General features: G+C 71.6%; 11 protein-coding genes, 3 tRNA genes and 2 pseudogenes. 7 read left to right on the top strand and 9 right to left on the bottom strand.

Annotation, left to right across the window (positions count from 1 at the left end; genetic code table 11):
• Positions 1–116: 116 nt before the first annotated feature.
• A complete protein-coding gene (locus ACFYZB_RS19255; protein WP_388759800.1) occupies positions 117–1499 on the bottom strand; it encodes an MFS transporter in 1383 nt (460 codons plus the stop codon).
• 92 nt (positions 1500–1591) lie between these two features.
• Here ACFYZB_RS19255 and ACFYZB_RS19250 point away from each other — a divergent pair, with 92 nt between their 5' ends.
• Positions 1592–2512, top strand: coding sequence for a LysR family transcriptional regulator (locus tag ACFYZB_RS19250; RefSeq protein WP_388759798.1), 921 nt, complete (start codon positions 1592–1594; stop codon positions 2510–2512).
• 285 nt (positions 2513–2797) lie between these two features.
• Here the strand turns inward: ACFYZB_RS19250 and ACFYZB_RS19245 are convergent, their stop codons facing one another.
• Together ACFYZB_RS19245 and ACFYZB_RS19240 are read right to left on the bottom strand one after the other, a co-directional pair.
• Entirely contained in the window at positions 2798–4009 is a 1212-nt protein-coding gene (locus ACFYZB_RS19245) for a serine/threonine-protein kinase (RefSeq protein ID WP_388759795.1), read from the bottom strand.
• A 54-nt stretch (positions 4010–4063) separates the two neighbouring features.
• The gene (locus ACFYZB_RS19240) at positions 4064–5458 is read right to left on the bottom strand and encodes a WD40 repeat domain-containing protein (protein ID WP_388759793.1); all 1395 of its coding nucleotides are present in this window, start codon (positions 5456–5458) and stop codon (positions 4064–4066) included.
• Between the two features lie 26 nt (positions 5459–5484).
• Here ACFYZB_RS19240 and ACFYZB_RS19235 point away from each other — a divergent pair.
• Positions 5485–5637 (top strand): annotated as a pseudogene (locus tag ACFYZB_RS19235) (PIN domain-containing protein); the annotation flags it as partial.
• A gap of 47 nt (positions 5638–5684) precedes the next feature.
• On the opposite strand, the gene ACFYZB_RS19230 reads toward ACFYZB_RS19235, so the two are convergent.
• The 4 genes from ACFYZB_RS19230 to ACFYZB_RS19215 all read right to left on the bottom strand — a co-directional run bounded on the left by ACFYZB_RS19230 (position 5685) and on the right by ACFYZB_RS19215 (position 8131).
• Positions 5685–7367 (bottom strand): SWIM zinc finger domain-containing protein, encoded by a 1683-nt coding sequence (locus ACFYZB_RS19230; protein WP_388759791.1) that lies wholly within the window; start codon positions 7365–7367, stop codon positions 5685–5687.
• A gap of 358 nt (positions 7368–7725) precedes the next feature.
• Positions 7726–7802: transfer RNA gene (locus tag ACFYZB_RS19225), tRNA-Ile, on the bottom strand.
• 177 nt (positions 7803–7979) lie between these two features.
• Positions 7980–8052, bottom strand: a tRNA-Asn gene (locus ACFYZB_RS19220).
• Between the two features lie 6 nt (positions 8053–8058).
• Positions 8059–8131 (bottom strand) — tRNA-Asn (locus ACFYZB_RS19215).
• Positions 8132–8290: 159 nt separating this feature from the next.
• Between ACFYZB_RS19215 and ACFYZB_RS19210 the strand changes: the two genes are divergently transcribed.
• From ACFYZB_RS19210 to ACFYZB_RS19195, 4 genes are all read left to right on the top strand, one after another.
• Positions 8291–8596 (top strand): YtxH domain-containing protein, encoded by a 306-nt coding sequence (locus ACFYZB_RS19210; protein WP_351203223.1) that lies wholly within the window; start codon positions 8291–8293, stop codon positions 8594–8596.
• Positions 8597–8657: 61 nt separating this feature from the next.
• Positions 8658–10097 carry an FGGY family carbohydrate kinase gene (locus ACFYZB_RS19205; RefSeq protein ID WP_388759789.1) on the top strand — a complete coding sequence of 480 codons (1440 nt, stop codon included), beginning with the start codon at positions 8658–8660 and terminating at the stop codon, positions 10095–10097.
• 114 nt (positions 10098–10211) lie between these two features.
• Positions 10212–11945 carry an ABC transporter ATP-binding protein gene (locus tag ACFYZB_RS19200; RefSeq protein WP_388759786.1) on the top strand — a complete coding sequence of 578 codons (1734 nt, stop codon included), beginning with the start codon at positions 10212–10214 and terminating at the stop codon, positions 11943–11945.
• Complete coding sequence (locus tag ACFYZB_RS19195) at positions 11945–13870, top strand: ABC transporter ATP-binding protein (RefSeq protein WP_388759783.1); 1926 nt, start codon at positions 11945–11947, stop codon at positions 13868–13870. The genes ACFYZB_RS19200 and ACFYZB_RS19195 overlap by 1 nt, the downstream gene beginning before the upstream one ends.
• Positions 13871–13902: 32 nt before the next feature.
• On the opposite strand, the pseudogene ACFYZB_RS19190 reads toward ACFYZB_RS19195, so the two are convergent.
• Positions 13903–15202: pseudogene (locus ACFYZB_RS19190) on the bottom strand (sigma-70 family RNA polymerase sigma factor).
• Positions 15203–15331: 129 nt separating this feature from the next.
• Between ACFYZB_RS19190 and ACFYZB_RS19185 the strand changes: the two are divergent.
• Positions 15332–15559: a hypothetical protein gene (locus ACFYZB_RS19185; protein ID WP_388759781.1), complete on the top strand. Its 228-nt coding sequence runs from the start codon at positions 15332–15334 to the stop codon at positions 15557–15559.
• 19 nt (positions 15560–15578) lie between these two features.
• Here the strand turns inward: ACFYZB_RS19185 and dnaG are convergent, their stop codons facing one another.
• On the bottom strand, positions 15579–17483 hold the full coding sequence (dnaG, locus tag ACFYZB_RS19180; protein ID WP_388759778.1) for a DNA primase: 1905 nt from the start codon (positions 17481–17483) through the stop codon (positions 15579–15581).
• Positions 17484–17516: the final 33 nt, after the last annotated feature.

Raw genomic sequence — 17516 nt, 5'->3', positions numbered from 1 at the left:
GCACTCCCCCAGAGCACGCACCTGACGCCGCAGAGCCCGCCCTTCGGGCGGACGACGGGAGTTTGACGACAGGGCCTGGCCGCGCACGGCGCCGGAGGCGAGGGACGATCCGTCGCTCACTCACCCGTGCGGGAGACCAGCAGCACCGCGATCACCCCGACCCCCATGAGCAGGTAGCCAGAGCCGGCGAGCGCGCCCGACGTGCCCAGCACCGCCACCCCCAGGGCGGAGCCGGCCTGCCGTATCCCGTTGAGGGCGCCCTGACTCGTCGCCGCGTACTCCCCAGGCGCCGCGACGGCCACCGCCGCGGCCGCACCCGGAATGGACAGCGTGCCGGTCGCGGCGAGCGCCAGCTCCGCGGCCACGATCAGCGGCAGCGGCGGGTGCCCGCCCGCCGCGCAGGCCAGCAGCGCCCCGGCGACGACGGTGGCGGCCATGCCGGTCAGCAGCACCGGGCGGGCGCCGTGGCGGGCCACGAGCCGGCCGGTGAAGAACGGCATCACGCACACCGGGAAGGTCAGCGGCAGGGCGGCGAGGCCGGCGTCGAACGGGGTCAGGCGGTAGGTGTGCTGGAGCCACACGGCGAGCTGGTACAGGCCGCCGAAGTAGGCGAAGCAGGACACCGCGGCGGCCACCAGCGCCGCCCGCACCCTCGGCAGGGCGAGCAGCGCGGGCGGCAGGACCGGGGCGGCGGCCCGGCGCTCCACGGCGGCCACCGCGGCGAAGCAGCCGAGCGCGGCGGCGAGCGGGAGCAGCGCCGCCGCCGCGCCCCAGCCCTCGGTGCCGGCCTCGACCAGACCGAAGGTGAGCAGACCGAGACCGGCGGTGGACAGCACCAGGCCCGCGCGGTCCAGGGCACGGCCGGTCCGTGCGGGCGGCGTGGGCAGGCGGCGGGCGAGGAGCAGAGCGGCCAGCGCGAGGGGCGGGTTGACCAGGAACACCAGCCGCCAGCCGCCGAGTTCGACGAGCGCCCCGCCCAGCACGGGTCCGGCGGCGGCACCCAGCCCGCTGAGCGCCGCCCAGGCACCGATGGCACGGGTACGGCGGGCGGGATCCGGGTGCTGGTGGATGAGGAGGGCCAGGGAGGCGGGCACCAGACCGGCGCCCGCGGCGCCGAGTGCGGCGCGTCCGGCGATCAGGGCACCGGAGCCGGGCGCGAGGGCGCAGGCCGCGGACAGCGCGGCGAACAGGCCGAGCGCCAGGGTGAAGACCCGGCGGGCGCCCCAGCGGTCGGCGATGACCCCGCCGGCCAGGAGCAGCCCGGCGAAGACGACCGTGTAGGCGTCCACGGTCCAGGGCAGCGCGGCGGCGGCCGGGTGCAGCGAGGCCTGGATGTCGGGGACGGCGACGTTGAGGATCGAGGTGTCCAGCAGGACGAGCAGGTTGCCGGTGGCGATGGCGGCGAAGGCCGGTCGGGACGACGTGCTTCGGCCGGTACCGCGCGAGGCGGGACCGGCGGTCGGCGGGGCCGGCCGGCAGGCGGGTTCGGATGTGGTCATGCGGGCAGCGTGTCCCGGACGGCGTGGTGCCCGCGACGCCGCACTTCCGATGGGGGCATCGGAAAGTCCGATGGACCGGTTACCCTTGCGCCGTGGACTCCCGCTGTCTGCGTGCCTTCGTCGCGGTCGCCGAGCACGGCGGCATCTCCGCCGCCGCCCAGGCCCTGGGCTACGCACAGTCCAGCGTGAGCGCCCAACTCCAGCGGCTGGAGGCCGACTTGGGCGTGAGTGTCCTGGTGCGGACGGGCACGGGCGCGGTGCTCACCGAGGCGGGCGCCCGGCTGCTGCCGCACGCGCGCGAGTCCTTGGAGCTGGAGGAGCGGATGCGCCGGGCTGCCCGCGGCGACCGGACCCGGCTGCGGATCGGGGCGCAGGAGTCACTGGCCCACGTGTGGCTGCCCGAGGTGCTGGCCGCCCTGGAGTACGGCGCGGGCGGCACCGGCACCGGCGCGGACATCGAGCTGACGGTGGCCCCGCGCGAGGCACTGGAACGCGCCTTCGACGCGGGCGAGTCGGACCTGGTGTTCCGGTACGACAACGGAGCCCGCCCGGTCCGTCCGCACGCGGTCGTGGGGCACGACCGTACGGTGCTGGTGGCGGCCCCCAGCCACCCACTGGCCCGGCGCGAGACGGTGACGCCCGAGCAACTGCTGTGCCACGACTTCCTGGTGGCCGAGCGCGGCTGCACCTCGGAGATGCTGGTGGACCGCTTCGGCCGTGACCTGCTGGCCGGCGCCCAACAGACCCTGCTCCAGGGCTCGATGGCGGCCCTGCTCCGCCTCCTCGGCCACGGCCACGGCATCACCCTGCTCCCGCACCTGACGGTCGCCCGGGAGCTGGACGAGGGCGAACTGGTCGAACTGCCCCTGACCGAGCCCATCCGCCCGGTCGGCATCACGGCCCAGTGGCACCCCCGCCTGGGCGAGGCCGAACGCACCGTTCGGACCCTTCTGGACCTGGCCCACCGCGCGGATCCGCTGCCGGAGGTGACACGGGCGCCGCGCGCGTCCTGACGCACGGGCGGCTTCCCGCGTCCCCCGGGGTGCGAGAACCCGCTCGGTCAGTACGGCAGGACGCGCCCCGACGGCGTCCGGCGGTCGATCTCCCGGTCGCGTGGGGCGGCGGGGCGTCGGATGACGCGTACCCGGATGCGACGGTCCATGACGCCCTCCCTCTGCCGAAGTGGCCCGGCGATCGACGCCGGTAGGAGGTGGGTGCCCAGGATGCCGACGGTTCAAGCATGTACGGGTCAAACAGCTGGTCGAATACAGCTGTCGGCGAACAGCGTGGCCAGGGCGCTACCGGGGGGCGTACCGGCCGAGGGCGTGGTCGAGCCGGGCCAGCCACTCACCGAGCCGGGCCGACCGCCGGGCGTTCAGCTCGCAGTCGTACACGCCGCCGTCCCACAGCCGTACGAACACCGTGAGATGGTGGCCGCCGCGCCTGAAGCGTCCGGCCTGCGCGATCTCCGCCCACGCGAAGTCCGCGGCGACGCCCGCCACTTCGAGGACGATCCCGGTGGCGTTCACGACGACACGTGACTCCCCGTCGGCGAGTTCGACCTCCGGCACGACGTGCGGGACCGGCGGACCGAACCCCGGGCCGGCCTGGTGCGGGGGCGTGGCCGGGTAGGGCGGGAGCGGGGCCGGAACGGGCACGGACTGCGGCGGCGTGGGCGGCCGCGGGGGTGCGGTCGGGGTCGGGGCGTACGGCGTCTGCGCCGGGACCGGCCCGGGGTCGCCCTCGGTCAGCAGGTCCAGCAGCTCGGTGGCGGTCGGCCGGGCCGCCGGGTCCTTCGCCAGGCAGCGCGCGACCAGGCCGGCGAGCGGGGCGGGTACGGCGGCCAGGTCCGGCGGTTCGTGCACGGACCGGTACATCAGCCCCATCGGCGTGCCCTCGCCCCAGGCGCTGCCGCCCGCCGCCGCGACCAGCACCGCGCCGAGGGCGAACACGTCGGCGGCGCCGGTCACATCGTGGCCCAGGGCCTGTTCGGGCGCGAGGAAGCCGGGCGTGCCGAAAGCGGTGCCGGTGGCGGTGAGCCGGGTGGACTCGACGGCCCGGGCGATGCCGAAGTCCAGGACGCGCGGGCCGTCAGCGGCCATGATGATGTTGCCGGGCTTGAGATCGCGGTGCACCAGACCGCAGGAGTGGATGGACTCCAGCGCCTCGGCGAGCGCGGCGGCCAGCGCCCGCAGCCGCGGCTCGTCCATGGCGCCCTCGGTGGCGAGCCGCGCCGCGAGGGTGGGTCCGGGTATGTAGGCGGTGGCCAGCCACAGCGGGTCGCCGTCGAGGCCCGCGTCCACGACCGGCGCGGTGTGGAAGCCGCCGACCGCGCGGGCCGCCTCGACCTCGCCGCGGAACCGCTCGCGGAAGACCGGGTCGGCGGCCAGCTCCGCCTTGGCGACCTTCACCGCGACGGCCCGCCCGCCGCGCGTCCGCGCGAGATACACGGTGCCCATCCCACCCTCCCCGAGCCGCCGCTCGACGAGGTACCCCCCGATGCGTTCCATGCGGCACAGTATGGCGGACCGGTTGACCGGGCTGACGTGGCCGCAGGTGTGCGGTCAGAGCGCCTTGTTCACCCTCAGTGCCTGCAGCCCGTGGTCGAGCCCGACGACGAGACGCCTGCCCGCGCAAGCGACCGCCAGTCCCGGGTGTTGGACGGGGATCTCCATGACCGTCGCGAGGGCGTCCGGATCCCACAGACGTACGGTTCGGTCGCTGCTCGCGGTGACCAGGAGCCCACGGCCACCTGGGTCGAAGACGCTCAACGCGTTGACCGCGCTCGCATGGCCTTCGAGAGTGCCCACGACCTTCCCTGTTGCGCCATCCCACAACCTGACCGTGCCGCAACCGCCCGCTGTGACCAGGACCGTGCGGCGGTTCGTCTGCCATACGCACATGGCGTAGACGTCCTCGACGACTTCCGTGAACGTCCTCTCGGCCTCCCCCGTGACGGGATCCCACAGCCGCCCGCCGCCACCGTCGGCGGCGGTGGCGAGGAGGGTACGACCACCGAGGTCCACGGGACACACCGTGTAGACCCCGTGGTCATGCTGCAGAGTCCAGACGGTGGACCCCAGTTCGGGGTCCCACAGCCGCACCGTGTGGTCAGCGCTCGCGGTGGCGAGCAGGGTACGGTCGCCGATCCGCACGGAGCACACCGCGTATACGGCTTTGAAGTGCCCCGTGAAGGTGCGGACGAGGTCTCCCGTGCGTGCGTCCCACAACCTCACCATGCCCTCGTCGCTCCCACTGGCGACCAGCGTGCGGCCGTCGATGGACAGGGAACAGAGCGCGCGAACCCAGTCCGCGTGCCCGGCGAGGGTATGGGTGACTTCTCCCGTGGCGGGATCCCAGAGCCGCACCGAGCAGTCGTCACCGCCGCTGGCAAGCAGTGTGCGGCCGTGGGTGGTGAAGGCACACATGGCAGGGATCTCGTCGGCCTGGCCCGAGGCGAGTGGCGCGACAGGCTCGCCGGTCGCCGGATCCAGCAGCCAGATGACGTCGTCGCTCCTGCTCGCGAGAAGGGGACGGCCGTCGGCATCCACGGCGCACAGCTCGTACGACGCGGCCACGGAGCCGTGGATGGTACGGACGTTGTCCCCGGTCATGGGGTCCCAGAGCCGGATGGTCTGGTCCGCACCACTGCTGGCCAGGAGCACGCTGTCACCGACGCGTACGGAACATACGGAGTTGACCCCTTCCCGGTGGCCACGGAACGTGGTCATCAGCTCCCCTGTGACGGGGTCCCAGAGGCGCACGGTGCCGTCCACCGAGGAGGATGCCAGCAGGACGCTGCCATCCCCGACGCGCACGGAACACACCCCGTTGACCCAGTCGCTGTGGCCCTCAAGCACATGAAGAGCGCGCCCTGTGACCGGGTCCCACAAGAGGACCGTCTCGTCGGCACTGGCGCTGGCCAGCAGCGTGCGGTCACCGACGTCGACCGTGCACATCGCGAACACCCCGTCGGCATGGCGTCAAGGGCGAGCACCGCAATGCCGGCCCCGTCGACCTGCTGGTCGCCGCTGCCGCGGAAGAGGCGGGGCTGACACTGCTCCACTACGACCGCGACTTCGAGACGATCGCCCGTGCGACCGGACAGCCGGTAAGGACGATCGATCTCAAGGACTGACAGACGCCATCCAGCACGCAGTGAGCGGGCGCCGGGCCCGCCCGCCTTCACAGCCCATGCCGGTCGAGGATGCTCATCAACTTCCGCCTGCGTTTCAGTTCTGTCCGCAGTCCGGCGAGATACACGCCGAACACCTCCTCGGTGCCCAGCACACGATGGCACTCACGTGCACCCAGCAGCAGCCGTGCCAGGTGCTCGTAGGCGCGGTCCCCGGTCGGCTCCTTCGATCGATCGACCAACCGCAGGTACACGCCGAGCGCCTCGGCCGGACGTGTCTGGCGCGACAGGTCGGCGAGCTGCTCCCACTGCCGGTCGCCGGCGCGGCCGGCGGCCTCCCGCCAGGCGGCGTCCAGGTCGCCGTCGTCGAGCAACGCGTCGATCAGCACGGGCCCGCCGTACCGGCCGCCGTGCTCACGACGGGCGTCCTCCTCCAAGGCGGCCAGCGCCGCCGCGCGCTCGACCTCCCAGCAGTCCGCAGCCCGGGCGGCGGAGCGCAACTGCCGGTAGGCGGCCAGAGACCGCTCGAGACGGAACCGGTCCCGCCGCACCGCCACCGCCTCGGCTGCCCGTCCCGCCTTCGTGTACCGCACGCACACGTAGTCGACCAGACGGCCGTCGATGTACGTCTCGGCGGCGCAGTCCCGCAGTCCCCGCTCCGCCCAGGCGAGTGCCTCGTCCCCCCGTCCCGCCGATTCCAGTTCCTCTGCGATGAGCAGATGGGAGGCACCGGACGGGTCGAGGTCCTGCGCGTGCAGGGCGACCAGCGCGTCGGCATCGCCCTCCGCCTTGAGCAGGCGTTCCATCAGGTACCGCGCCGCCCAGCCGGACGGCCCGCGCCGGAATGCCTCGGTCGCCAGCTGCCGCATGCGGGCCAGTCCGCTCTGCCCCAGCACATCGGCGTAGTCGAGCGGATCCAGGTCCGTCACGTCGGTACTGTCATCGAGCACCGAGTCGGCCAGCCACTCGGCCAGCCGCTTCCGATCAGGGCGGGCGACTCGGCAGGCCTCCAGATGGGCCTCGGCCACCGCGGCAGCGGCCTGCCCGACCACCCCGTCGGAGTCGTCGATCTCCCCGTACGCCTCCCCCAGCACCCGGAGCGCCTCCTCTGCCAGACCGACCGCCTGCGCCGCCTGCCCGTCGGCGGTCAGAGCGCGCAGCGCGGCCGCCGCCTCGTCCACCCGTCGCCCATACCCCGCGGCATCCGCGTACCCGACGTACCCGTACCGGGCGAACGGCCGAGGATCGATGAGCGCGATGATCCGGCCCCGGACCGCACCGAGGTCGGAACGAGCAGCGGCGGCTCGCAGCTCCAAGCGCCGACGCAGTTCCCGGTCCTCGGCGATCTGCTCCCGCACCAGCGCCAGGAGTTCGTCACGTGACAGCGCCGAAAGCCACGCCTCCAAGCCGGAAGCTCGTGCCCGCGCTTCGGCCCGCCGGCTTGGAATCACCGTCGCCCGCTGCAGCACGGTCAGCCCGACCGCGACACAGTGCTTGCAGAAGTTGCTCTCCTGCCCGTACGGGCAGTCGCACCACCCAGAGATCCCCTCGTCCCCGCCGAAGTTGAGCTCCACCTCGTAGACATCCGTACCGTGCACCACGGCGGTGACCGAACTCTCCCCCACCTCAAGACCGTTCACCGCGTCCAGGTAACCCAGCCCCCGCTCGAACGACCGAGCCCCGGCCAGCGCCCGCAGATCGTCCTCGCCGAACCCCGCAACGTTCCGTGCCACACCGGCTATTCAACCGCGGAGCGGCACATCAGGGAGCCCAAAGACCCCGGTCGCCCCGGATCGGCGGGACACCACCGTCGCCGGCTTGCCTCGGTGACGCTCTCCCGCCCCGTCGATCCCGACACGCGGGCGCCTCGCACTCCGGCTCTGAAACCCCGCGTCCCCTGGCCCCGCTTCCGCGGCGACCCGCTGCCTCTGCAGCCACTGCATCACCGCAGGTCACAGTCCCAGCAGCAACTGCTGACCCAGACGTACGCCGAAGTAACACCCAACGGGGTCACTCCGTCGCGTCAGAATCCCGAATCCGGCAGCCCCAAAGTGCATTTCTGCAGGTCAGAACGTTTCTCTGACCTGCGCTTGGTGGGGCGGGTGGGACTCGAACCCACGGCCGACGGATTATGAGTCCGCTGCTCTAACCGGCTGAGCTACCGCCCCATAGCGGCGTGTCGCGTACAAGTGTGCGCGCCGTCTGCCGCAGCATAGCCGCTCATACGATCTCCTGCTCTCGGATGGTCGGCTTCTGCGCTGCTCGTGACCTTGAGGACATCGGCGCAGGCACGGCGGTTCCCGCGGGCATGAAAAAGGACCCCCAAGGGGTCCTCGTTCATCGCGCTCCCCCGACTGGACTCGAACCAGTAACCTGCCGGTTAACAGCCGGCTGCTCTGCCAATTGAGCTACGGAGGACCGAAGCTCCCCCGACTGGACTCGAACCAGTAACCTGCCGGTTAACAGCCGGCTGCTCTGCCAATTGAGCTACGGAGGATCGCCTCGATTGCATCGATCGTACCTACCTGGGTATTCGCCAGGGGGCGGGCGCTCGCTGCGACACATACATTAGCGCAAGCAGGGGGGTGCTCCGCCAATCGGTTCCCCCCGGCGCCCACGTCGCACCAGCAGACCAGGCAAGGGAAGGGTGGCAGCCATGCGCTACCGGCTCACGTTCGTCGCCGGACTGGCCCTCGGTTACGTACTCGGCACGAGGGCCGGACGCGAGCGCTACGAGCAGCTGAAGAAGTCCGCCCAGCGGATCGCGCAGAACCCGGCCGTGCGCAACACGGCCGAGACCGCCGCCCAGCAGGGCCGCCAGTACGCCGGCAAGGCCTTCCACACGGTCAGCCACAAGGTCGGCGACCGGGTTCCCGAGACGGTCGCCCAGCGGGTGCGCTCCCTCCGCGAGCGGAACCTGAACGGCACGCCCGAGGACGACTGGGGCACGAGCAACACGTGAGAAGCACCCCCTTGGACGCCCTCGGACACCGCACTCGCAGGAATGCTGCAAAATTCGGTGCATGGGGATAGTCGCCGGCTTGGACAGCTCGCCTGATTTCACTCGCATCGTGGTCTGCGACGCGGACACCGGTGCCGTACTGCGGCAGGGATACGCCCCGCATCCGATAGAGGGGCGTCCCAGCGACGTGGATCCGCAGGCCTGGCTGCTCTCCCTCGGCGAGGCCGCGGGGGGCGGCCTGCTGGAGGGCGTGCAGGCGATCGGCGTCTCCGCGCAGCAGAACGCACTGGTCCCGCTGGACGCCCAGGGCAACACCGTGCGTCCGGCGCTGGTCGGCGGCGACAAGCGGGCGCAGGTCGCGGCGGCGGACCTCGTCGACGCGCTCGGCGGACGCGAGGCCTGGGCACAGGCCGTGGGGTGCGTCCCGTCGGCCGCCCAGCCGGTCACCAAGCTGCGCTGGCTCGCCAAGACCGAGCCCGAGAACGCCCGCCGGACGGCCGTACTGCTCCAGGCGCACGACTGGCTGGTCTGGCAGCTGCTCGGACGGCCCGTGCGCAGGACCACCGATCGCGGCGGGGCGTCCGGGACCGGGTACTGGTCGGCTGCGACCGGCGCCTACCGGCCCGACCTGGTCGAGCTGGCGCTCGGTCACCAGGCGATGCTGCCGGAGGTGATCGGCCCGTCGGACGCGGCCGGTACGACTCCCGAGGGGCTGCTGATCTCCGCGGGGACCGGGGAGACCATGGCCGCCGCGTTCGGGCTGGGGATCGGGCTGGGGGACGCGGTCGTGTCCCTCGGTGCCTCCGGGTCCGTGATGGCCGTGCATCCCGAGGCGCTCGCCGACCAGTCCGGGATGATCACCTCGCTCGCCGACGCCACCGGCATGCACCTGCCGGTCGTGACCACCCTGAACGCCGTACGGACCCTGCGCGGGGCCGCCGAACTCCTCGGGCTGCCGGACCTGGAGAGCCTGTCCGAGCTGGCGACGAAGTCCACGCCGGGCTCCCACGGGCTGGTCCTGCTGCCGTACCTGGAGGGTGAACGGACGCCCAACCTGCCGCACACCGCGGGCACCCTCGCCGGCCTCAGACGCGAGTCGATGAAGCCGGAGCATCTGGCGCGGGCCGCGTTCGAGGGCATGCTGTGCGGGCTCGGCGACGCGCTGGACGTGCTGCGCGGGCGGGGCGTGGACGTGCGGCGGATCTTCCTGCTCGGCCCGGCCGCCGAGCTGCCCGCCGTGCAGGCCTCGGCGCCCTCGCTGTTCGGCGTGCAGGTCGTCGTTCCGCAGCCCGCGGACTACGCGGCGATCGGCGCGGCCCGGCAGGCGGCCTGGGCGCTCGGTGTGTCGCAGGGCACACTCGATCCGCGCACCCCGCCGGCCTGGCAGGGCGCGGCCGCACAGGTGCTGGAGCCGGGCGACGAGCTGGCCGTGGGGCAGGCGGTGCGGCAGCAGTTCACGGCGGTGCGGGAGCAGACCCACCCGGGAGCGTTCCGCTCTTAGCCCAAGGAGCCCGGCGGCCGGGTTAATCGGTTGAGGTAACGCGGGTGGAGTGTCCGACGATAGGGGCCAGGGGCAACCGACCAGCCCCCACCCGCCGACTCCGAGAGACCCAGCGTGCTCATACGACTCCTGCGGACCTATCTCAGGCCCTACAAGAAACCCATAGCCCTGCTGGTGCTGCTGCAGTTCCTGCAGACCTGCGCCACCCTCTACCTGCCCACACTGAACGCGCACATCATCGACAACGGTGTCGTGAAGGGTGACACGGACTACATCCTGTCCTTCGGCGCGCTGATGATCGGCATCTCGCTCGCGCAGGTCGTGTGCAACATCGGCGCCGTGTACTTCGGTGCGCGGACCGCCTCCGCGCTCGGCCGGGACGTGCGCGGTGCCGTCTTCGACCGGGTGCAGTCCTTCTCCGCGCGTGAGGTGGGTCACTTCGGGGCGCCCTCCCTCATCACGCGTACGACGAACGACGTACAGCAGGTCCAGATGCTGGCCCTGATGACGTTCACCCTGATGGTGTCGGCGCCCATCATGTGCGTGGGCGGCATCGTGCTGGCGCTCGGCCTGGACGTGCCGCTGTCCGGGGTGCTCGTCGCCGTGGTACCGGTGCTGGCGATCTGCGTCACGCTCATCGTGCGCCGGCTGCGCCCGCTGTTCCGGTCGATGCAGGTCCGGCTGGACACGGTGAACCGGGTGCTGCGCGAGCAGATCACCGGCAACCGGGTGATCCGCGCCTTCGTGCGCGACGAGTACGAGCAGGGCCGGTTCGGGAAGGCCAACGGCGAGCTGACCGAGATGCAGTTGGCCACCGGCCGGATGCTCGCGCTGATGTTCCCGATCGTCATGACGGTGGTGAACCTGTCGTCGATCGCGGTCGTGTGGTTCGGCGCGCACCGCATCGACAGCGGCGGGATGCGGATCGGCGACCTGACCGCGTTCCTCGCCTATCTGATGCAGATCGTCATGTCCGTGATGATGGCCACCTTCATGTTCATGATGGTGCCGCGCGCGGAGGTGTGCGCCGAGCGCATCGAGGAGGTCCTCGGGACCGACTCCAGCGTGGTGCCGCCGGCCGCGCCCGTCACCGAGCTGCGCCGGCACGGGTATCTGGAGATCCGGGGCGCGGGCTTCCGCTATCCGGGTGCCGAGGAGCCGGTGCTGAAGTCCATCGACCTGGTCGCCCGGCCCGGTGAGGTGACGGCCGTGATCGGCTCCACCGGCAGCGGCAAGTCGACCCTGCTCGGGCTGGTCCCGCGGCTGTTCGACGCCACCGAGGGCGAGGTCCTGGTCGACGGCGTGGACGTGCAGGAGGTCGAACCCCTGCTGCTCGCGCGGACGGTCGGGCTGGTGCCGCAGAAGCCGTACCTGTTCGCGGGGACGGTCGCCACCAACCTGCGCTACGGCAACCCGGAGGCCACCGACGAGGAACTGTGGCACGCGCTGGAGGTGGCGCAGGCCAAGGACTTCGTGAGCAAGCTGGAGGGCGGCCTCGACGCGCCGATCGCCCAGGGCGGCACGAACGTCTCCGGGGGCCAGCGCCAGCGTCTCGCCATCGCGCGCACCCTGGTCCAGCGGCCGGAGATCTACCTCTTCGACGACTCCTTCTCCGCGCTCGACTACGCCACCGACGCGGCCCTGCGCACCGCGCTCGCCCGCGAGACCGCCGAGGCGACCGTCGTCATCGTCGCCCAGCGGGTGGCGACCATCCGGGAGGCGGACCGGATCATCGTGCTGGACGAGGGCCGGGTGGTCGGCTCCGGCCGGCACCGGGAGCTGATGGCGGGCAACGAGACCTACCGGGAGATCGTGCTCTCCCAGCTGACGGAAGCGGAGGCTGCCTGATGGCCGGGCCCATGCGCATGATGGCCGGGGGCGGCCCCGACCAGCGCTCGATGGACTTCAAGGGGTCGGGCAAACGGCTCGTCTCCCAGTTCAGACCGGAACGGCTCACGATCTACGGCCTGCTGCTCTGCGTGGTCGTCAGCGTGACCCTCAGCGTCATCGGCCCGAAGATCCTCGGCAGGGCCACCGACCTGGTCTTCTCCGGCATCATCGGCCGGCAGATGCCGGCCGGGGCCACCAAGCAGCAGGTCCTCGACCAGATGCGGGCCCACGGACAGGGCTCCATCGCGGACATGCTGAAGAGCACCGACTTCACGCCCGGCAAGGGCATCGACTTCGGCGCCGTCGGGAACGTCCTGCTGCTCGCGCTCTGTACGTTCCTGGTCGCCGGCCTGCTGATGGCGGTGGCGACCAGGCTCGTCAACCGGGCCGTGAACCGCACGATGTACCGCATGCGCGAGTCCGTGCAGACGAAGCTGTCGCGGCTGCCGCTGTCGTACTTCGACAAGCGCCAGCGCGGCGAGGTGCTCTCCCGCGCGACCAACGACATCGACAACATCGGGCAGACGCTGCAGCAGTCGATGGGCCAGCTGATCAACTCGCTGCTGACCATCATCGGCGTCCTCGCGATGATGTTCTACGTCTCCTGGATCCTGGCGCTGGTCGCGCTGGTCACCGTGCCGCTGTCGTTCGTCGTCGCCACCCGGGTCGGCAAGCGCTCCCAGCCGCACTTCGTGCAGCAGTGGCGCTCCACCGGCAAGCTGAACGCGCACATCGAGGAGATGTACACCGGGCACACCCTGGTGAAGGTGTTCGGCCGGCAGGAGGAGTCGGCGAAGCAGTTCGCCGAGCAGAACGAGGCGCTGTACGACGCCGCGTTCAAGGCGCAGTTCAACAGCGGTGTCATGCAGCCGCTGATGATGTTCGTGTCGAACCTGAACTACGTGCTGGTGGCGGTCGTCGGCGGTCTGCGGGTCGCGTCCGGCGCGTTGTCGATCGGCGACGTCCAGGCGTTCATCCAGTACTCGCGGCAGTTCTCGATGCCGCTGACGCAGGTCGCGTCGATGGCGAACCTGGTGCAGTCCGGTGTCGCCTCGGCCGAGCGGATCTTCGAACTCCTGGACGCGGAGGAGCAGGAGGCGGATCCGGTGCCGGGCGAACGGCCGGCGGAGCTGCGCGGCCGGGTCGGGCTGGAGCACGTGTCCTTCCGGTACGACCCGGAGAAGCCGCTGATCGAGGACCTCTCGCTCGCGGTGGACCCCGGTCACACGGTGGCGATCGTCGGTCCGACGGGTGCGGGCAAGACCACGCTGGTCAACCTGCTGATGCGGTTCTACGACGTGTCGGGCGGCCGGATCACCCTCGACGGGGTCGACATCCGCAGGATGTCCCGGGACGAACTGCGGTCCGGGATCGGCATGGTGCTGCAGGACACCTGGCTGTTCGGCGGCACGATCGCGGAGAACATCGCGTACGGGGCGTCCAGGGAGGTCACCCGCGGGGAGATCGAGGAGGCGGCACGGGCGGCCCACGCCGACCGCTTCATCCGCACCCTGCCCGACGGGTACGACACCGTGATCGACGACGAGGGCACGGGCGTCAGCGCGGGTGAGAAGCAGCTCATCACCATCGCGCGGGCGTTCCTGTCCGACCCGACGATCCTGGTCCTGGACGAGGCGACCTCTTCGGTCGACACCCGGACCGAGGTGCTGATCCAGAAGGCGATGGCGAAGCTGGCCGCGGGGCGGACGTCGTTCGTGATCGCGCACCGGCTGTCGACGATCCGGGACGCGGACACGATCCTGGTCATGGAGAACGGGTCGATCGTGGAACAGGGCGCGCACGCGGAGCTGTTGGCGGCCGACGGTGCGTACGCCCGGCTGTACAAGGCCCAGTTCGCGCAGGCTGTGGCCGAGGTGGACTAGCCGCGCGGGGGCCGCCGGCCGGCGGCCCCCGTTCAGTCCAGGTAGCCCCTCAACTGATCCGCGAAGGCGTGGTCCCGGAGTTTGTTGAGGGTCTTGGACTCGATCTGCCGTATCCGCTCCCGGGTCACCCCGAAGAGCCGGCCTATCTCCTCCAGCGTGCGGGGCCGGCCGTCGATGAGGCCGTAGCGGAGCTGGACGACCTTCCGCTCCCGCTCGCCCAACGTGGACAGCACGGCCTCCAGATGCTCCCGGAGCAGCAGGAAGGCCGCCGACTCCACCGGGCTCGCCGCGTCGCCGTCCTCGATCAGGTCGCCGAGGGCCACGTCCTCCTCCTCGCCGACCGGGGCGTGCAGCGAGACCGGTTCCTGGGCCAGCCGCAGCACCTCGGAGACCCGCTCGGGCGGCAGTTCGAGGTGGGCGGCGACCTCCTCGGGCGTCGGCTCGTAGCCCCGCTCCTGCAGCATGCGCCGCTGGATCCGGACGACCCGGTTGATCAGCTCGACCACGTGCACCGGGACGCGGATGGTGCGGGCCTGGTCGGCCAGGGCCCGGGACATGGCCTGGCGGATCCACCAGGTGGCGTACGTCGAGAACTTGTAGCCGCGGGCGTAGTCGAACTTCTCCACCGCCCGGATCAGCCCGAGGTTGCCCTCCTGGACCAGGTCGAGCATGGTCAGGCCGCGGCCGACGTACCGCTTGGCGACGGACACGACGAGCCGCAGATTGGCCTCGATCAGCCGCCGCTTGGCCATCCGCCCCATGACGACCAGCCGGTCCAGGTCGAGGGTCAACTGGCTGTCCAGATCAGGGGCGTTGCCCAGCTTCTCCTCGGCGAACAGGCCGGCCTCGACGCGGCGGGCGAGTTCGACCTCCTCGGCGGCGGTGAGCAGCGGGATACGGCCGATCTCGCGCAGGTACTGGCGGAACAGATCGGCCGAGGGTCCGCCGGTGTCGGCCCGGGCCGAGACGGGCGTCTCGACGCGCTCGGCGGCCTCCAGCGGCTCGTCGGGCTCCTCGGACTCCTCCACGAGGGCCTCCGCCGGTGGTTCCGTGGGCTCGGCGGGCACCGCCTCCGGGTGGCGGGCGGCACGGCTCTGCGGGGGCACGGCCACGAGGACGTCCAGCTCCGCGTCCGGCTCGTCCGCGGTCGTACCGGTGTTACTGGTGGCACTGGTGGCGCTGTCGGTCTGGGTGAGGGTCTGGGTCTGCACGGGGGCGACCTCCAGGATGATCGCTGCTGAAGGTGTGCGGCAGCGGTTCTTCGGGAGCGGAGAGTCGACGGCCTGCGCTCCGAGGACTCGGGCACCGCACCCAGTGTGGGGTAAGACACATCCCCGCCACGAGGGGCTTGCGGTGACTTTTTGCGTCCGGTCCGTGACCGGGCGGTTATGCAGCTGGTTGGACTATGCGATTGGCAACTGCGGGCCACTGAACCGCGTGGCCTTGGGGAGGATGGAAGGCATGAGCGAGATCGAGGAGCTGCGGCGGGCGGACGTTCAGCTCATGCAGGCTCTGCGGCAGACACAGCTGGAGCACAGCAAGGTGCTGGAGGCGCACAGCAAGCTGCTCGGGGCCCTGGTATCGGGACAGGTGGCGATGATGGAGCAGCTCGGATCGCTCAGCGCGCATGTCGGAGCGATCACGAACCACCTCGGCATCGCTGCGCCCGACCAGTCCCCCGAGGACTGACAGCCCCGCGGAGGCGCCCCTACAGCGCCTCCGCGCCCCGCTCCCGCAGCGCCTGGTCGTACTGCTGCAGCACCCACATCTCGTTCTGTACGGCGGCCAGCTGGGCGGGGTCTCCGCCGGTGGCGAGGCGGGTCAGCTGGGACTGGATGTCGTGGATGCGGCGTTCGACGGCGCGGCGGCGGATCTGGACCAGGACCGTGCCGGCGTAGGTCTCGTCGACCGTGCGGCGCAGGATCGGCTCCACGGCCAGCTCGGTGACCATCGCGCGGACGGTGTCGTCGGGCGCGGCCTCGCGGACCCGGACCAGGTACTCCTGCGGGTCCTGGACGCCGTACTCCGCGCCGCCCGCCTCCGCGACCGCCTGGCGCACGGCCGCGTACGGCGGCGCGGTGAACTCGTCCACGCCGTAGGCGTCGAAGGCCGGGGAGACCAGTTCGGGGCGCTGGAGGGCGAGTTTGAGCAGTTCGCGTTCGGCGGCGTGGACCGGGTTGCGCAGGGTGAGGGCGGGGCCGGAGGCCGCCGGGCGCGGAGCCGTCGCCCACTGCTGGTCGGCAGCGCGTGGGCGGCCCTGCTGCTGCGCACCCTTGCCCTCCCGGGCCCAGCGGGCCAGCTGGGCCACCCGCCGGACCACGAACTGGGTGTCGAGGATGCCGAGCAGGCCGGCCAGTTCGACGGCGACCTCGTGCTGGGCACCGCTGTTCTTGATGCGGGCGACGATCGGCGCCGCCTCGTCCAGGGCGGCGGCCCGGCCCGCCGGGGTGTCCAGGTCGTAGCGGCTCACGACCTGCCGCAACGCGAACTCGAAGAGCGGGGTGCGGGGTTCGGCCAGGTCGGCAACCGCCTCGTCGCCCTTGGCGAGGCGCAGCTCGCAGGGGTCCATGCCGTCGGGCGCGATGGCGATGTAGGTCTCGGCGGCGAACTTCTGGTCGTCCTCGAAGGCGCGCAGAGCGGCCTTCTGTCCGGCCGCGTCGCCGTCGAAGGTGAAGATCACGCGAGCCGAGCCGTTGTCCATCAGCAGCCGGCGCAGGATCTTGATGTGCTCGCCGCCGAAGGCCGTACCGCAGGTCGCGATCGCGGTCGTCACACCGGCGAGGTGGCAGGCCATGACGTCGGTGTAGCCCTCGACCACGACCGCCCGGCTGGTCTTGGCGATGTGCTGCTTCGCCAGGTCGATGCCGTACAGGACCTGCGACTTCTTGTAGATCGCCGTCTCGGGCGTGTTCAGGTACTTCGGGCCGTTGTCCGACTCGTACAGCTTGCGGGCGCCGAAGCCGACGACCTCGCCGCCGATGTCCCGGATCGGCCACATCAGACGGCCCCGGAAGCGGTCGATGGGCCCGCGCCGGCCCTCCTGGGCGAGGCCGGAGAGGATCAGCTCCTTGTCGCTGAACCCCTTGCCGCGCAGGTAGCGGGTGAGGTGGTCCCAGCCCTGGGGGCTGTAGCCGACGCCGAAGTGGACGGCGGCGGCCTGGTCGAAGCCGCGCTCGGCGAGGAAGATCCGGCCGGTCTCGGCCTCGGAGCCGGTGGCGAGCTGCTCGGCGTACCACTGCGCGGCGATCTTGTGCGCCTCGACCAGGCGGATGCGCTCGCCGCGCTGGTGGGCCGGGTTGTACCCGCCCTCCTCGTAGCGCAGCGTGATGCCGGCCTGGGCGGCGAGGCGCTCCACCGCTTCCGAGAAGGAGAGGTGGTCCACCTTCATCACGAAGGTGATGGTGTCGCCGCCCTCCTGGCAGCCGAAGCAGTGGAAGAGTCCCTTGCTGGGGCTGACCTGGAAGGACGGCGACTTCTCGTCGTGGAACGGGCACAGGCCCTTGAGGTTGCCGCCGCCCGCGCTGCGCAGCTGGAGGTACTCGGAGACCACGGCGTCGATCGGGACCGCGTCCCGTACCGCCTTCACGTCCTCGTCGTTGATCCGTCCTGCCACGCGTGAATTCTACGGGGGTGGTGTGACAGTCCC

This window comes from Streptomyces sp. NPDC001852 (genome assembly GCF_042891825.1).
GTDB lineage: Bacteria > Actinomycetota > Actinomycetes > Streptomycetales > Streptomycetaceae > Streptomyces.
Note: the sequence above shows the minus strand (reverse complement) of the source record. Positions and strands in the feature narration are given on the sequence as shown.